This is a genomic window from Sulfitobacter sp. M05 (assembly GCF_029285175.1).
Taxonomy (GTDB): Bacteria; Pseudomonadota; Alphaproteobacteria; order Rhodobacterales; family Rhodobacteraceae; genus Sulfitobacter.
On the sequence record NZ_JABEDH010000001.1, the window covers coordinates 920,668 to 934,869 of the forward strand.

Consider the following 14,202-nt stretch of genomic DNA (forward strand, 5'->3'; position numbering starts at 1 on the left):
AACTTTAAGAGGCGAGTACAAGCATATGGAAAATATCGATAATATTTCAAACCTGATGACTGACATCGGGGCACGTGCCAAAGCGGCAGCCGCACAGGTGGCCGTCGCCTCGCCGGAACGCAAACACGCCGCCTTGATCAGCGCGGCAGAAAATATGTGGAAAAACCGCGACACCATCCTGAACGCCAACGCCGATGATCTGGCGTATGGCCGTGAGAAAGGTCTGTCGGATGCGATGATGGACCGCCTGATGCTGGACGAAAGCCGCATTCAGTCCATGGTGGACGGGCTGCGCAGCGTTGCCGAGCAAACCGATCCTGTGGGCGAGGTGATTTCGGAATGGGATCAACCTTCGGGTTTGAACATCCGCCGTGTGCGCACACCATTGGGCGTGATCGGGGTAATCTATGAAAGCCGCCCCAATGTGACCGCAGATGCTGGGGCGCTGTGTCTGAAAGCGGGCAATGCCGTGATCCTGCGGGGTGGTTCCGAAAGCTTTAACTCGTCACGCGCCATTCATGCCTGTTTGCAGCAGGGGCTGCGCGATGCGAACCTGCCCGAAGATGCGGTACAACTGGTGCCCACCCGTGACCGCGCTGCCGTGAGCGAAATGCTCAAGATGACCAATGTTATTGATGTGATTGTGCCACGCGGGGGCAAAGGCTTGGTTGGATTGGTCCAGCGCGAGGCCCGGGTGCCGGTTTTCGCGCATCTCGAAGGCATTGTGCATATCTATATAGACGAACAGGCCGATCCTGAAAAAGCCCTTAAAATTGTGCTGAACGCCAAGACGCGACGCACGGGTATCTGCGGTGCCGCCGAGTGTTTGCTGATCCATGAAGGGATCGTAAACACCATTGGGCAAGGCATTCTGCGGGCTTTGGTCGATGCGGGTGTCGACGTACGTGGCGATGCGGCGCTGCAAAACATCGACGGGGTTCGCCCGGCGACGGCGGAAGACTGGGGCTGTGAATACCTTGACATGATCATCGCGGCCAAGACGGTCAGCGGCGTCGAGGACGCGATTGATCATATTCGCACCTATGGCTCTAACCACACCGATTGTATCATCACCGAAGATGCGGCAACCGCCCAAACCTTTATGAACCATTTGGATTCCGCAATTCTGATGCATAATGCCTCGACCCAGTTTGCCGATGGCGGTGAATTCGGGATGGGTGCTGAAATCGGTATTGCGACCGGAAAGATGCATGCGCGCGGGCCTGTTGGCGCGGCGCAGCTGACCAGCTTTAAATATCTGGTGACCGGGGACGGAACGGTTCGGGCCTAAAATGCCACTTGAATGGTGGTGTCGTCGGTTTGACAGGTAACGCGCCGCGCGCAATCCTGTGCAATCAGGGGCAAAAGGGCAAACTGTACATGCGAGGGCAGCAGATCATTTTGGGCCGCTGCCCCCGAAAGCAGCGCCCATAGGTCGGCATTCACATTGACGCGGTCTGCCGTGCCGGCCAGTGACCAGCGCCCCTCTGTGCAGCTGATGTCGATTTTTCCACCATAGGGCATTGCGGTTTCCATGCACATCACCGCCAGAAACACCAGGCGGACTTCAGCCCGCTGCACCGGGGTTTCAACAGTCCAGTTGGGCGTCAGCCGGCTTGCATCATAAAGATCACGCAGGATTGACTGTACCTCGGCCACACCAACCAGTTGATCCCCCGCCGCGCCGAACGCCACCCGAAAGAACCGGATGCGGGCGCTTGCATTGCCAACGCTTTCCCCGATCAAGCCAATTTCTGGACCGTCAGGATTGCCGGACATACCAAGCAGTTCCAGACCATTGTTGATCGCGCCAATCGGGGATATGAGGTCATGACAGATACGGCTGCCGATCAGCCCGGCCAGAGTGGTGTTCACATCATTCATGCCTGCGGCCTGCGACGCAGCCCGAAACCGCCGACCGGAAGGCTGGATATGGACGACCTGAACGCAATCATGACGCCCGGCATGTTGGTGCGCCATCCGGACCGCCCCGAATGGGGCGTTGGACAGGTGCAAAGCAACATCGCAGGCAAGGTCACAGTGAACTTTCGGGACGAGGGCAAGATTGTCATCGACAGCTTTCGCATTGGGTTATTGCCGGTTTTTGATGACTGAACTTGGTTTCCAAATGATTAACAGCACTGAATTTAGGCGTGTGGATTTCAAAATGATGCAACCTAAAGGAAGCAATTGCAAGTGCCACCTGCATCATGGCCACAGCTTGCGTCGCAGGGTTGGTGCAGAACAATCACCACGACAAAGCATGATCGACCAATGAATCAACAGCTTTCTCCGAAATTCGACGTCAGGCTGGCGCAATCCTGCGATGATCTGCGCGCCGCCCAACGGTTGCGTTATGATGTATTTATCCGCGAGCTGGGCGGAACAGGTCCGATGGTGGATCATCAGGCCGGACTTGAGCAAGACGCGCTGGACGGATTTTGCGATCACCTGTTGTTGGTGGACCAACACACAGATGCGGTCGTTGGTGTTTACCGTTTGTTGGGGCCAGAACATGCCACACGGGCAGGGCGGCACTATTGTGCCACCGAATACGATCTTGGGCCGTTGCTGATTTCAAACCGCCGCTTGCTTGAGCTGGGGCGGTCCTGCCTGCATCCAAATTATCGCGGCGGGGATGCGATGCACCACCTGTGGTCGGCATTGGCGCACTATGTGGCGCAGCACAAGATCGACATCCTCTTTGGTGTGGCGAGTTTTCCGGGGACAGATGTAGAGGCTTTGGCCGCTCCTTTGTCGCTGCTGCATCACCGCCACCTTGCCCCGTCCGATCTGCGGGTGCGGGCGCTTGAGCCACATTTTCAGGACATGAACCTGATTGCGCCCAACGCCTTGGACCGCAAGGCCGCAATGTTGCAGATACCCAGCCTGATCAAGGCCTATCTGCGCCTTGGCGGATACGTTGGGGAGGGGGCCTTTGTGGATCATGCTTTTAATACGGTTGATGTCTGTTTGATTATGGACACAGCCCGCCTGTCGCAAAGGCAGGCCCGCATCTACGGACATAAATCGCAATGACGACACGTTGGGAAAGTGACACGCCGCCAGCCCTTCCTGCCATCACGCCAGCCGGTTGGGTCAGGGTGATTGTGCGGGCACTTGCGCTGATCGTGCTGGTGTTTGGCGGGCTTTTGGTCCTGCTTTTGCTGCGACTGGTCGAACGGCCCTTCTTTGGCCTGCACCGGCCAATGACACCCCATATTACACAGTTTGTCTGTCGCAATGCCCTGCGGCTGCTGGGATTGCGCTTGCAGGTATCGGGTGCGCCGATGAAAGGGCAGGGGGCAATTGTTGCCAATCATACATCTTGGCTGGATATCTTCGTGTTGAACGCCAGCAAGCGGATCTACTTTGTATCCAAGTCCGAAGTGGCCAATTGGCCCGGGATCGGCTGGCTGGCCCGCGCCACAGGCACCGTGTTTGTGGTGCGTGATCCCGCACAGGCAAGGGCGCAAACCCAACTGTTCGAAGACAGATTATTGGCCGGTCACAAGTTGTTGTTCTTCCCCGAGGGCACCAGCACCGACGGGCTACAGGTACTGCCGTTCAAAACCACGCTGTTCCAGTCGTTTCTTTCACCCAACATCAAAAGCGAAATCGCCGTGCAACCAGTCAGCGTAACCTATCATCCGCCCAAAGGAGCCGATCCGCGGTTTTACGGCTGGTGGGGGGATACCTCCTTTGGCGCGCATCTGCTGGTCACTCTGGCGCCGGCGCGACAAGGCTGGGTCGAAGTCACCTATCACCAGCCACTGCCCGTGACCGACTATCAAAACCGCAAGGCCCTTGCGCTGGATTGCGAAACCGCAGTGCGCATGGGGCATAGGTCGGGGGTGGATGCCGGCTGACCCCCAGCCCGCATATGTCCCGCGTTATTCGATATGGGCAAACACCGCGTCGGGCACTGGCCCCATGCGACCGCCCACATTCCAGTCCATTTCGAGACAGGCGCTGCCCTTACGCTGGAAATACGTGATTTCAATCGGATACCATGCGGCTTCTGGCACCACGACCTCCTGAATGCCGGCGGGTTCGCAGGCATGGACCCCGTCATAAAGCCCGATCTGCTGGCCGCCGATACTGGCGGCGATCCCATCATTGCTGATCAACTCGACTTCAAAAGTGCCGGCCATGTCAAAGCGGATAAACCCGCTGATCGCGGCGGCTACTTTAGTGGCCTTCTTTGACGTCAGGGTCATCTCCCCTTCGTTAGTGTCCACATAGGACAACCCTTTGATTGGCGGTCCCTTTTTCGCAGACCCCAAGGCGTCAGCGGCATCTTCCAACAGGCGCACGTCCCTTGGGTAAGCATAAGAAACCGCCAGCCCGGGTGAAAGATCATCCACTGTGGGCTGTGGATCAGCGGGGGACAGTGTAACGGATTGCGCAAAACCTGGCGTGGCCAGCGCGCAGGCAAAAACCGCAGCAAATCGGTAGATCATTCTATGACTCCCAGAGGATTGATTTTCCTGCCACTTTGTCCCAGCTTTTGCAGGCTGTCTATTGAATTCAAGGGCAGGGCGGCCCGACATCCATTTGGCCCTTGTGCCCATGTGGTTTCTGCCTTAAGGACGCGGCACTTAAACCCGCAGTCGGGGTTGGGCTGTTGCAGGGAGAAATCCTGTAAAGTCCGCCGGTTGGTTCCAAATGGGATCATACCCCCGATGAGGCTAAACCGGAAAGGTATACCGACATGGCTCTTCCTGAGTTCTCCATGCGTCAGCTGCTTGAAGCAGGCGTACACTTTGGCCACCAGACGCAGCGCTGGAACCCACGTATGGGTCCGTACATTTACGGCGCGCGTAACGGCATTCACATCATGGACCTGACACAGACAGTTCCAATGCTGGACGAAGCATTGAAATTGATCCGTGACACAGTTGCCAAGGGCGGCTCGATCCTGTTCGTCGGCACCAAGCGTCAGGCCGCACAGCCGATCGCCGATGCCGCAGAAAAATGCGCACAGTATTACATGAACCACCGCTGGCTCGGCGGCACACTGACCAACTGGCAGACCGTGTCCAAGTCCATCAACCGCTTGAAATCGATCGACGAACAGTCCGAGCGCGGCTTTGAAGGTCTGACCAAGAAAGAGCGTCTGGGCATGGAACGTGACCAGGGTAAGCTTCAGGCTTCTTTGGGTGGTATCCGCGAAATGGGCGGCCGTCCCGACCTGATCTTCGTAATCGACGTGAAAAAAGAAGCGCTGGCTGTGGCCGAAGCCAACAAACTGGGCATTCCGGTTGTGGCCGTGGTTGACACCAACTGCTCGCCTGACGGCATCGACTACATCATCCCAGGCAACGACGACGCGGCACGCGCCATCGGCCTCTACTGCGATCTGGCCGCACGTGCGGCACTCGACGGCATGTCCGCGCAACTGGGCGCGGCTGGTGTTGATCTGGGCGCAATGGAAGAAGCACCTGTCGAAGAAGCGCTGGCTGAAGACGCAGCTGCCGAGACACCTGCGGCGTAAGCCAGGGTTCAGGCCTGACACGATTTATGGGGCAGGGTGATCTGCCCCATTCATTCTTATCCCAAAGGAGAACCAAAAGATGGCGATTACAGCATCTATGGTGAAAGAACTGCGCGACAGCACCGGCGCAGGCATGATGGACGCCAAAAAGGCGTTGACCGAAAACAATGGCGACATGGAAGCAGCGGTTGATTGGCTGCGCACCAAAGGTCTGGCCAAAGCGGCCAAGAAATCCGGTCGCACCGCAGCCGAAGGTCTTGTCGCTGTTAACGTAAATGGCGGCCACGGTGTTGCAGTTGAAGTGAACTCTGAAACCGATTTCGTCGGCAAGAACGCAGACTTCCAGAAAATGGTTGCCGGCATTGCCGAGGTTGCGCTGGGTGCGGGCGACATCGACGCGCTGAAAGCGGCTGACATGGACGGCAAGTCTGTTGAGCAGACCGTAACAGACGCAGTTGCCGTGATTGGCGAGAACATGTCGGTCCGCCGCATGTCCGCAATTGATGGCGACACGGTTGTATCCTATGTGCACAACGCTGCGGCACCGGGCATGGGCAACATCGGCGTTCTGGTCGCAATGACCGGCGGCGACGAAGCCTTCGGCAAACAGATCGCAATGCACATCGCGGCGACCAACCCTGCGTCCCTGTCCGAAGCTGATCTTGACCCGGCTGTTGTCGAAAAAGAAAAGCAGGTCCAGATGGACATCGCACGCGAGTCTGGCAAACCAGAAGCCGTCATCGAAAAGATGATTGTTGGCCGCATGAAGAAATACATGTCAGAGGTGACATTGGTGAACCAGCAGTTCGTCATCAACCCTGATGTGACTGTTGCCGAAGCCGCAGCAGAAGCGGGCGCAACCATCACCGGTTTCGTGCGTCTTGAAGTAGGCGAAGGCATTGAAGTTGTGAAAGAAGATTTCGCGGCAGAGGTTGCCAAAGTCGGCCAAAGCTAAGCGAAAGCAACACAGTTTTGAAGGGCGGTGCATATATATTGCGCCGCCCTTTCTTATGCTCGGGCGCAGGGCAAAATGGCGTATCTCCGGCAGTGATAGAGAATACATCTGAAAATTTGATTTACTCCATTAATTCAATATCTTGACGGATTATCTTAATGTCGTCAGCGATACATTGGCCATGGAAGAAACCAAACATCGCATCATGAAGACCTGCAACTCCTGAAAATAAATTTCTTTATAATCAGGACCTTGCCAGGTGATCCTTAAGTGCGTGCAAAGCCAGAATATAACCGGTTGCGCCAAAACCACAAATCTGTCCCAGCGCCACAGGCGCAATATAGGACTTGTGGCGAAACGCTTCTCTGGCGTGGATATTACTTAGATGAACCTCAACCACCGGCAGTTCAACAGAAGCAATCGCATCCATTAATGCCACTGAAGTGTGGGTGTAGGCACCAGCATTCAGAATGATGCCAGCATGTGAAGATTTCGCCGCATGTATCTGATCTATCAGCATTCCTTCATGGTTGCTCTGGGCGAATTCCGTGCTGAATCCGATCGCTGTGGCTGTCTCACAGCACAGTGTTTCAATATCGGCCAGTGTCGTCGCACCGTAGACCTCGGGCTGGCGTGTCCCAAGTAGATTAAGGTTTGGACCGTTAAGAATCAGGATCGACGACATGGGATACTCTCAAATTGGATTAACCGCAGTTAATCCTGCCAAGGCGCCGCTGTCCAGCCAGAGGTCAGAGGGGCTTCGGTGTATGTTAGAGTTCCTGTAATCGGTATTATGTAAAATATGTAGCTATCCAAATCTCATCATAGAACGTGAATTCAATTACTTAGCGTAAAGGACAACCGGGCAACCACAGGTGTGCCGTCTGCATTCAGATACGGACGGTGGTCATTCGTATTCAGTCCAACCTCCAGAACATGATCGCCCGCTGGCAGTTGTCCGACTGAAAACTCGGTCTCGTAAACCCGGCCCAGCTTGAGACCATTCAGGTAGAGATGCGCATGACCTTGACCTGCAACATGCGCGGTTTCATCTTCCGCGCTATCATCCAAACGGACAAACGAAAAATCCGTCACTTCAAGGCGCAACGCGAAACCCGCGGTCTTCGGTTCGCCCACCGTTTGCAGACGCACCGATGGCACCGGCTGCACCGTGACGCCCTCGTCAGCATCATGCGACATGGTACTGATGCCGGCATTTTGTAAACGTGTGGTCACCTCGCCGGCGTTCTTGAACGTCAGGGTCAGCGGAATAAAACTGCCTTGCGCAAAATCCGTGCTGTGCATCATCACATGGGCACCGTCCATCGCCAGAATGCCCTCAGCTTGCCCCGGCACCACCACAGCACCACCAGCATGGCGCGGATTCACCAGCGAAACCATGCCTGCCGCTGGCGAAGATGCCGACAGGATCACATCCGGCGCGCCGGCATTCTCAACCGTGAGCGTCACCATATACATCGACGGGCGCATCTCCATCGCATAGGCCTTGGCCCCAACCAGCGACACATCGGCACGTGGACCGTCCCGCATGGTATAGCCTAGAATACCCACCAAACCGAGCAGACAAATGACCACAAAACGCTTCATATTGTGTTTTCCCCCTGAAACTTCACCTATAGGCTAGCGATATGTTGCATAAATCAAAGCGCCTTTTGTGGGGTATGCTGGGTGTCATATTGCCGCTGCCCGCATTCGCCCATCCCGCAGAGCAGGCGCTGGTGCTTTTGCTGCCGACCGAACTTTATACACTGGGCGGCACTCTTGCGGTTCTGGCCTCGATCATCCTGATCAGTCTGGTGCCGTCAAGCGGCCTTGCTTGGCTCTATCGTGGTTTCCGGATCGGCAAAGCCTGTGACCTCGGGCGCGCGCCGTTTGTGACTTCCGGCCTCGCAACCGGGCTATTTTTCACGCTGCTTTATGTCGGGATAAACGGCCCGAATGATCCACAAAGCAATCTGTTGCCACAGGTTATCTGGACCGGGTGGTGGGTTGGCCTGTTTGTATTGCAAGGCGTGGCCGGTGATCTCTGGCGTTGGGTGAACCCTTGGTCCGGTCTCTGTGCTTTGTTGTTTGGCAGGGATGCACCAGTGTTAACCTACCCTGCCCGACTTGGGGCCTGGCCGGCGCTTTGTATCTTTATCCTGTTTCAGGTGTTTCTGCTGGCCGACATCGCACCAAGCGACCCTGACCGCTTGGCCACCATAGCTTTTCTTTATTGGCTGTTCACCTTTGTCGGCATGGCGTTGTTCGGACCCGCCATCTGGGCGCGAAACGTCGAGTGTTTTTCGGTTCTGTTTGGGCTGATTTCTTCGCTGCGCGTCGTGCATTGCGCCAAGGAAATGCGCGTCGGTTTACCCGGATGGGCCAGCTTTTCTCTGGCTCCCCTGGACATGGCACGCGCCTTATTCTGCCTCGCAATTCTGGTGTCCGGCAGCTTTGACGGCCTGCGCGAGACCTTTTGGTGGCTGGGTCAGATCGGCATAAACCCGCTGGCCTTTCCGGGACGTTCCGCTGTGGTCTGGACCTCGGGCATTGGTCTGATCCTAGCCAATATTGCCATCATCTGCCTTTACGCCGCCTGTGTTCAGGGCGGAATATACCTTGCCCGCCGTTTCGGAACGCTGGCACAGGTTCCATTCTCGATTGCCTTTCGCACCTACGCCATCACCATTCTACCCATTGCACTGGGGTATCATTTCGCGCATTATTTCGTTTCATTTTTAGTTCAAATTCAGTACCTTGTGGCAACGATGGCGGACCCATTGGCCCGCGGCTGGAACCTGTTTGGTCTGGGTGGGTTTCGCGTCACCACCGGGTTTCTGAACAGCACAGAGGGCGTCAAACCCATCCTGTTGATGAATGTCGGCGCTGTTGTCATTTCCCATATTATCTCTATAGCGATGACACATCATCTGTCAGGCCGGATCGCCAATACACGCAGGGATTTGATCCTGATCCAACTGCTCCTCAGCGTCTTAATGATTGCGTATACAATTTTCGGACTTTGGCTGCTCTCAACGCCCCGTGGTGCATAAGCCGTCAGAAATAACTGGACAGATCGTTCGTGTGCGAACAATATAAATCAGGTGTTGCGGGTTTTCGCGCATCAGCTGCAAGGGAGAAATATTGTGTCTAACGGAACATCCAAAAAGACCGGTCTTAACCGTCGCACCGCCCTCAAGGGCATGGGTGCGGGCGCGCTGCTTGCCACGGGTGCATTACCGGGCAGCCTTGGCTTTGCTCAGGCGCAAAGTTCAGCTCCGATCAAAATCGGCTTTCAGAAACATGCAACTGGCATCGGCGCGGCCTATGGGCGTTGGTATGACGCCACAACCCAAGCTGCCGTAAAACGGATTAACGACATGGGCGGCATTAACGGTCGTCCCGTCGAGATCGTGATCGAGGATGATGGCACCGACCCCAAGCGCGGCGCGGAAGTGATCGAAAAATTTGCCAACCAGCACGAGGTCGACGTGGCCTTTGGCACATTGTTCAGCCATGTAGTCATCGGTTCTGCCCCGCGTGCTGGCGAACTGAAGCTGCCCTATTTCGTAGTGTCAGAAGGCCACCATGTCGCGTCAGGCATGTTAAACCGCTATACGCTTCAGCCAGGGATCACCGATGTAAAAAGCCAAGTCCAGTCAATGGCCCCCTTTGTTGCCAATAATTTGGGCAAAAAAGTCACCATGATCTTTCCCGACTTTGCCTTTGGCCATGACCATCGCGATTTCTTTTCGGCGGCAATCGAGGCACAGGGCGGCGAAGTTGTCGCCAAAATCGCGGTGCCTCCGGCGGAAACCTCGTTCACCCGCTATTTTCCGCAGATCCCGCGTGACACCGACGTCGTGTATCACGTCATGGTCGGCCCTGCGGTGCTGACATTTGTTAAAGAGCTGGGCGAGTTCTTTGGCCCAAGCCGTCCTGAAATTTTCGGCTTTATCGACAGTCTTGAAGCCGTGGATATCAACAGCCCGGGCCTTGAGTTCCTTGAGGGCACCTATTTCTGGGAGGGCCACCCGCGCCACGCCCAGAAAGATAACTCCGAATATGATACAGCTTACCGCGCAGCCGTTGGTGTCGATGACCGCGGGGCTTCTGTGAGTGATCCCAAAGATGTTTCAACCTATGCTCATATGTTTGGATGCTGGGAAACCCTGAACGTGATCAAGGCCGGGATGGAAACCGCCGATTACCAAGGACCGGCAGACCGCGCCAAATTGATCGAAGCAGTCGAGGCGATGACCGACATGCCGCATTCGCTGGACCATCCGCAGGGTGCCAAACTGTTTAACGGCAAGACCCATCAGGTCTTTGGATCACAGCATATTTCCAAGGTAACCGACGGCACTTTGACGGTTGAACATACCGCCTCAATCGAGGACGGCATGTATGAAGACGAAGTCGACTATACCGCGCAATCCTTCTAAGCCCTTGAAACCAAGAAGATAGAATGGAATTCGGTCCTCATCTGATGCTCGCCTCTCTTGAAGGGGCGGTCATCGCTTCGGTGCTTGTGCTGACCTCTATGGGGCTTAGCATCGTCTTTGGCGTGATGCGCGTGGTAAACGTTGCACATGGCGAGTTTTACATGCTGGGCGCGGTTTTGGCGTGGTATGTGACATCGCTATTGGGGGGGCATCCTGCGGTTGGGTTTGTGGCCGCCCTTGTCGCCGCGCCGCTGTTGGTCGGGGCGATTGCAGCCAGCGCTGACCGTGTGATCCTGAAACACCTGAAGTACGACCCTGATCGCACCATCGTTGCCACCATTGGTCTGCTCTATATCATTCAGCAAACCACGCTGATGACGTTTGGCCCTGATGCCCGGCCCGTTGCGCCGCCGTTCAACCACCGTCTGGCGTTGCCTTGGTTTGAATTTGGCGATAGCGGGTTTGCGATGTATTGGCCTTGGGGGCTAAGCACGACCAGTTACAAGCTATTTGTGATTGCCGCCGCTGCTGTTGTCCTTATAGCACTTTGGCTGTTGATCACCCGCACAAAAATCGGCCTGATCATGCGCGCCACCCAGCAAGACAGCGAGACCGCACAGGCCTTTGGCATTCCCGTTGGCAGGGTCTATTCCATGGTGTTTGGCCTTGGCGCGGCACTTGCCGCCCTTGGTGCCGTGCTTGTCGTGCCGATCCAACAGGCACATTATCTGATGGGGGCTGACCCGCTGCTTTTGTCCTTTATTGTCGTGATCATCGGCGGCTTGGGCAGCTTGCCCGGCACAGTTGTGGCAGCTTTGCTTATCGGTATGAGCGACGGCATCATCTCGGTATTTTTCTCGCCAACCCTGGCCAAGATCATCGCAACCTTTCTTGTTGCTATGGTTCTGGTCTGGCGTCCGCAGGGCCTGTTTGGCAGGTCCGTGCCATGACGTTGAATGCAAAATCTGCCACGCTGCACCTGTCGGTTCTGGCGGCATTGGTCGCGTTGTTCTTTGTTCTGCCCCCCTATCACTCTGGCAATCTGGCGCGGATTATGGTGCTGGCCATCTATGCCATGGGGTACAATATCCTGTTCGGCTACACCGGCCTGCTCAGCCTTGGGCACGCAATGTTTTTTGCCGCGGGCATGTACGGGTTTGGACTGTCGGTAAATCTGGGCGGGTTGCCCCTGCCCCTTGCCTTTCTGACCGGCATGGCCTGCGCCGCAGCACTGGCCGCTGTTACCGGCTTTCTGGCGCTGCGCACCAGTGGTGTGGCTTTTATGATTGTGACACTGATGTTCGCCCAAACAGCCTATCTTGTGGTGCTGTATTTTGGCACCTACACCCGTGGCGACGAAGGGTTTGTGATCCAATCAGCAGATCGCATGATCATGGGGGTCGACCTGACATCCGAGGGCGCGCGCTATGTCGCGGCCCTGTTGCTGTTCTCCGCCTGTTTTCTGACCTTGGCTCGCATCATCAGGTCACGTTTCGGCAGAACCCTCGTCGCTATTCGTGAAAATGAGGAACGCGCCAGAATGCTGGGCTATGACACAGGCGCGCACAAGCTCAAGGCGATGATCCTCTCCGGGCTGATTGCCGGTGTTGCCGGGGCGGCTTACGCCATGCTGTTCGGCTATGTCGGGGCCACCTTTGCCACCGTTCAATACTCCATCTTCCCATTGCTTTGGGTATTGCTGGGTGGGGCTGGCACCACAATCGGCCCACTTCTTGGGGTGTTTTTCATGTTCTATCTTATTGATTTTTCAAGTTCCTTAACCACGGCCTATATGTTGGTCGCCGGTGTAGTGCTGGTGCTTTTGACCATGTTCGCACCACAAGGGTTAATGGGCGAAATGCGCAAACGGGTTTTTGCATGGCTGCCATGAACATCCTTGAAACCAAAGGTCTGACCAAAGTCTACGGCGGCATTACCGCCAATGCTGACATCGACTTTGCCCTGCCCAGAGGAAAAATCACCGCCCTAATCGGCCCCAATGGTGCCGGCAAATCCACCTTTGTCGGCATGGTCAGCGGTCGCACCCCGGCAACCCGCGGTCAGGTTCTGTTTGAAGGGCGTGACATCAGCACCCTGCCCGCCCATGAGCGCATCCAGCTGGGCATCGCCTATACCTTCCAGATCACCTCGATCTTTCCGCGCCTTACGGTGTATGAAAACGTCGCTATCGCCGCGCGCCGCCTGTTCGGTAAAGACCCCGCGCTGCTGCAAACCAAAATCACGCGCGCGCTGGAAAAAGTCGACATCGCCGTCCATGCAGAACAGATCGCCGGCGACCTGAGCTATGGCCATCAGCGGCTGCTGGAAATTGCCATGGGACTTGTGCAGGAACCCCGCGTTTTTATTCTGGACGAACCGACACAGGGCTTGGCCGAGGCCGAAGTAACCGGGTTCATCGAGCTGATCAAATCACTGGCCGGAGACGCCACAATTCTGCTGATTGAGCATAATATGACAGTGGTCATGGGCGCGGCAGACTGGATCACGGTGCTGGATCAAGGAATGGTACTGGCCAATGGCACCCCCGAGGACATTGGCAGCAATGCCGCGGTGCAAGCCGCCTACTTGGGGAAAACCGATGCTTGAGGTCAAAAACATCCACGCCGCTTACGGCGATGCGATCACTCTTCACGGGGTGAGCTTTGATGTGCAACCTTCTGAAATATTGTGCCTTTTGGGGAGAAACGGTGCTGGAAAAACCACCACATTGAAAACGGTGATGGGAATTTTACCGGTGACATCGGGCAGCGTCACCCTTGAGGGTGAAGAAATGTCTTCCTTGCCCCCGCATGAGATCCCGCGCCGTGGCATCGGATATATCCCGCAAGGCCGTCGGTTGTTTCCTGAGTTAACTGTGAACCAGAACATTGAAATTGGCCTGATGACCCGCGGCATGGGCAAAGACACCAAAGAATGGGTGCTGGAGCTTTTCCCGCGCCTGCGCGAGCGGCTGAAACAGACTGCGGGCACATTGTCAGGAGGCGAACAACAGATGCTTGCAACGGCACGGGCGCTCTGTTTGCGGCCCAAGGTCCTGCTGTTGGACGAACCCACCGAAGGGCTTCAGCCATCGATGATCGCCCTTATCCGCGATGTGATCCTAAAGATGAAGAACGAAGGCTTTGCCATTGTTCTTGTTGAACAAAAGGTCGATGCTGTATTGCAGGTTGCGGACCGTGTGGTGTTCATCGAAAACGGCAGATCGGTGGACCGTGCCACCGCTGCCGATCTAAAGCGCGATCCTCAGATGCTGACGCAGTATCTGGGTGTTTGAAACCGAA

Annotated in this window: 16 protein-coding genes; 12 read left to right on the plus strand and 4 right to left on the minus strand. The window is 56.0% G+C overall.

All coding sequences use genetic code 11. From position 1 onward, the window contains the following. Positions 1–25 precede the first annotated feature (25 nt). The gene (locus HKX44_RS04665; RefSeq protein ID WP_276150128.1) at positions 26–1,291 is read left to right on the plus strand and encodes a glutamate-5-semialdehyde dehydrogenase; all 1,266 of its coding nucleotides are present in this window, start codon (positions 26–28) and stop codon (positions 1,289–1,291) included. On the opposite strand, the gene HKX44_RS04670 is transcribed toward HKX44_RS04665, so the two are convergent. Continuing rightward, complete coding sequence (locus HKX44_RS04670) at positions 1,288–1,884, minus strand: histidine phosphotransferase family protein (protein WP_276150129.1); 597 nt, start codon at positions 1,882–1,884, stop codon at positions 1,288–1,290. The two genes, HKX44_RS04665 and HKX44_RS04670, sit on opposite strands and share 4 nt — an antisense overlap. Positions 1,885–1,932: 48 nt before the next feature. Here HKX44_RS04670 and HKX44_RS04675 point away from each other — a divergent pair, with 48 nt between their 5' ends. The 3 genes from HKX44_RS04675 (at position 1,933) to HKX44_RS04685 (ending at position 3,869) form a co-directional block, all read left to right on the plus strand. Further along, on the plus strand, positions 1,933–2,115 hold the full coding sequence (locus HKX44_RS04675; protein WP_276150130.1) for a DUF3553 domain-containing protein: 183 nt from the start codon (positions 1,933–1,935) through the stop codon (positions 2,113–2,115). Between the two features lie 159 nt (positions 2,116–2,274). After that, positions 2,275–3,039 carry a GNAT family N-acyltransferase gene (locus HKX44_RS04680; protein WP_276150131.1) on the plus strand — a complete coding sequence of 255 codons (765 nt, stop codon included), beginning with the start codon at positions 2,275–2,277 and terminating at the stop codon, positions 3,037–3,039. Further along, positions 3,036–3,869 (plus strand): lysophospholipid acyltransferase family protein, encoded by an 834-nt coding sequence (locus HKX44_RS04685; RefSeq protein ID WP_276150132.1) that lies wholly within the window; start codon positions 3,036–3,038, stop codon positions 3,867–3,869. The genes HKX44_RS04680 and HKX44_RS04685 overlap by 4 nt, the downstream gene beginning before the upstream one ends. Positions 3,870–3,893: 24 nt before the next feature. On the opposite strand, the gene HKX44_RS04690 is transcribed toward HKX44_RS04685, so the two are convergent. Continuing rightward, entirely contained in the window at positions 3,894–4,463 is a 570-nt protein-coding gene (locus tag HKX44_RS04690) for a PA14 domain-containing protein (RefSeq protein ID WP_276150133.1), read from the minus strand. A gap of 251 nt (positions 4,464–4,714) precedes the next feature. On the opposite strand from HKX44_RS04690, the gene rpsB reads away from it, so the two are divergent. Then, positions 4,715–5,497, plus strand: a complete 783-nt coding sequence (rpsB, locus tag HKX44_RS04695; protein ID WP_276150134.1) for a 30S ribosomal protein S2 — start codon at positions 4,715–4,717, stop codon at positions 5,495–5,497. A 79-nt stretch (positions 5,498–5,576) separates the two neighbouring features. Further along, positions 5,577–6,452: a translation elongation factor Ts gene (gene tsf, locus HKX44_RS04700; protein ID WP_276150135.1), complete on the plus strand. Its 876-nt coding sequence runs from the start codon at positions 5,577–5,579 to the stop codon at positions 6,450–6,452. Between the two features lie 244 nt (positions 6,453–6,696). On the opposite strand, the gene aroQ is transcribed toward tsf, so the two are convergent. Further along, positions 6,697–7,137, minus strand: a complete 441-nt coding sequence (gene aroQ / locus HKX44_RS04705) for a type II 3-dehydroquinate dehydratase (RefSeq protein ID WP_276150136.1) — start codon at positions 7,135–7,137, stop codon at positions 6,697–6,699. 152 nt (positions 7,138–7,289) lie between these two features. Beyond that, the gene (locus HKX44_RS04710) at positions 7,290–8,060 is read right to left on the minus strand and encodes a copper chaperone PCu(A)C (RefSeq protein ID WP_276150137.1); all 771 of its coding nucleotides are present in this window, start codon (positions 8,058–8,060) and stop codon (positions 7,290–7,292) included. A 41-nt stretch (positions 8,061–8,101) separates the two neighbouring features. Between HKX44_RS04710 and HKX44_RS04715 the strand changes: the two genes are divergently transcribed. The 6 genes from HKX44_RS04715 (at position 8,102) to HKX44_RS04740 (ending at position 14,195) form a co-directional block, all read left to right on the plus strand. Continuing rightward, positions 8,102–9,508 carry a hypothetical protein gene (locus HKX44_RS04715; RefSeq protein WP_276153130.1) on the plus strand — a complete coding sequence of 469 codons (1,407 nt, stop codon included), beginning with the start codon at positions 8,102–8,104 and terminating at the stop codon, positions 9,506–9,508. A 150-nt stretch (positions 9,509–9,658) separates the two neighbouring features. After that, the gene (locus tag HKX44_RS04720; protein ID WP_276150801.1) at positions 9,659–10,900 is read left to right on the plus strand and encodes an ABC transporter substrate-binding protein; all 1,242 of its coding nucleotides are present in this window, start codon (positions 9,659–9,661) and stop codon (positions 10,898–10,900) included. Positions 10,901–10,923: 23 nt separating this feature from the next. Further along, entirely contained in the window at positions 10,924–11,850 is a 927-nt protein-coding gene (locus HKX44_RS04725; RefSeq protein ID WP_276150139.1) for a branched-chain amino acid ABC transporter permease, read from the plus strand. Further along, entirely contained in the window at positions 11,847–12,791 is a 945-nt protein-coding gene (locus HKX44_RS04730; protein WP_276150140.1) for a branched-chain amino acid ABC transporter permease, read from the plus strand. The genes HKX44_RS04725 and HKX44_RS04730 overlap by 4 nt, the downstream gene beginning before the upstream one ends. Beyond that, complete coding sequence (locus HKX44_RS04735; RefSeq protein ID WP_276150802.1) at positions 12,788–13,507, plus strand: ABC transporter ATP-binding protein; 720 nt, start codon at positions 12,788–12,790, stop codon at positions 13,505–13,507. Before HKX44_RS04730 ends, HKX44_RS04735 begins: the two co-directional genes overlap by 4 nt. Beyond that, complete coding sequence (locus HKX44_RS04740; protein WP_276150141.1) at positions 13,500–14,195, plus strand: ABC transporter ATP-binding protein; 696 nt, start codon at positions 13,500–13,502, stop codon at positions 14,193–14,195. Before HKX44_RS04735 ends, HKX44_RS04740 begins: the two co-directional genes overlap by 8 nt. Positions 14,196–14,202: the final 7 nt, after the last annotated feature.

Bases quoted from the DNA above. Each gene is read 5' to 3' on its own strand.
- HKX44_RS04665 (WP_276150128.1), top strand. From the start codon at position 26: ATGGAAAATATCGATAATATTTCAAACCTGATGACTGACATCGGGGCA.
- HKX44_RS04670 (WP_276150129.1), bottom strand. From the start codon at position 1,884: ATGAATGATGTGAACACCACTCTGGCCGGGCTGATCGGCAGCCGTATC.
- HKX44_RS04675 (WP_276150130.1), top strand. From the start codon at position 1,933: ATGGACGACCTGAACGCAATCATGACGCCCGGCATGTTGGTGCGCCAT.
- HKX44_RS04680 (WP_276150131.1), top strand. From the start codon at position 2,275: ATGAATCAACAGCTTTCTCCGAAATTCGACGTCAGGCTGGCGCAATCC.
- HKX44_RS04685 (WP_276150132.1), top strand. From the start codon at position 3,036: ATGACGACACGTTGGGAAAGTGACACGCCGCCAGCCCTTCCTGCCATC.
- HKX44_RS04690 (WP_276150133.1), bottom strand. From the start codon at position 4,463: ATGATCTACCGATTTGCTGCGGTTTTTGCCTGCGCGCTGGCCACGCCA.
- rpsB (WP_276150134.1), top strand. From the start codon at position 4,715: ATGGCTCTTCCTGAGTTCTCCATGCGTCAGCTGCTTGAAGCAGGCGTA.
- tsf (WP_276150135.1), top strand. From the start codon at position 5,577: ATGGCGATTACAGCATCTATGGTGAAAGAACTGCGCGACAGCACCGGC.
- aroQ (WP_276150136.1), bottom strand. From the start codon at position 7,137: ATGTCGTCGATCCTGATTCTTAACGGTCCAAACCTTAATCTACTTGGG.
- HKX44_RS04710 (WP_276150137.1), bottom strand. From the start codon at position 8,060: ATGAAGCGTTTTGTGGTCATTTGTCTGCTCGGTTTGGTGGGTATTCTA.
- HKX44_RS04715 (WP_276153130.1), top strand. From the start codon at position 8,102: ATGTTGCATAAATCAAAGCGCCTTTTGTGGGGTATGCTGGGTGTCATA.
- HKX44_RS04720 (WP_276150801.1), top strand. From the start codon at position 9,659: ATGGGTGCGGGCGCGCTGCTTGCCACGGGTGCATTACCGGGCAGCCTT.
- HKX44_RS04725 (WP_276150139.1), top strand. From the start codon at position 10,924: ATGGAATTCGGTCCTCATCTGATGCTCGCCTCTCTTGAAGGGGCGGTC.
- HKX44_RS04730 (WP_276150140.1), top strand. From the start codon at position 11,847: ATGACGTTGAATGCAAAATCTGCCACGCTGCACCTGTCGGTTCTGGCG.
- HKX44_RS04735 (WP_276150802.1), top strand. From the start codon at position 12,788: ATGAACATCCTTGAAACCAAAGGTCTGACCAAAGTCTACGGCGGCATT.
- HKX44_RS04740 (WP_276150141.1), top strand. From the start codon at position 13,500: ATGCTTGAGGTCAAAAACATCCACGCCGCTTACGGCGATGCGATCACT.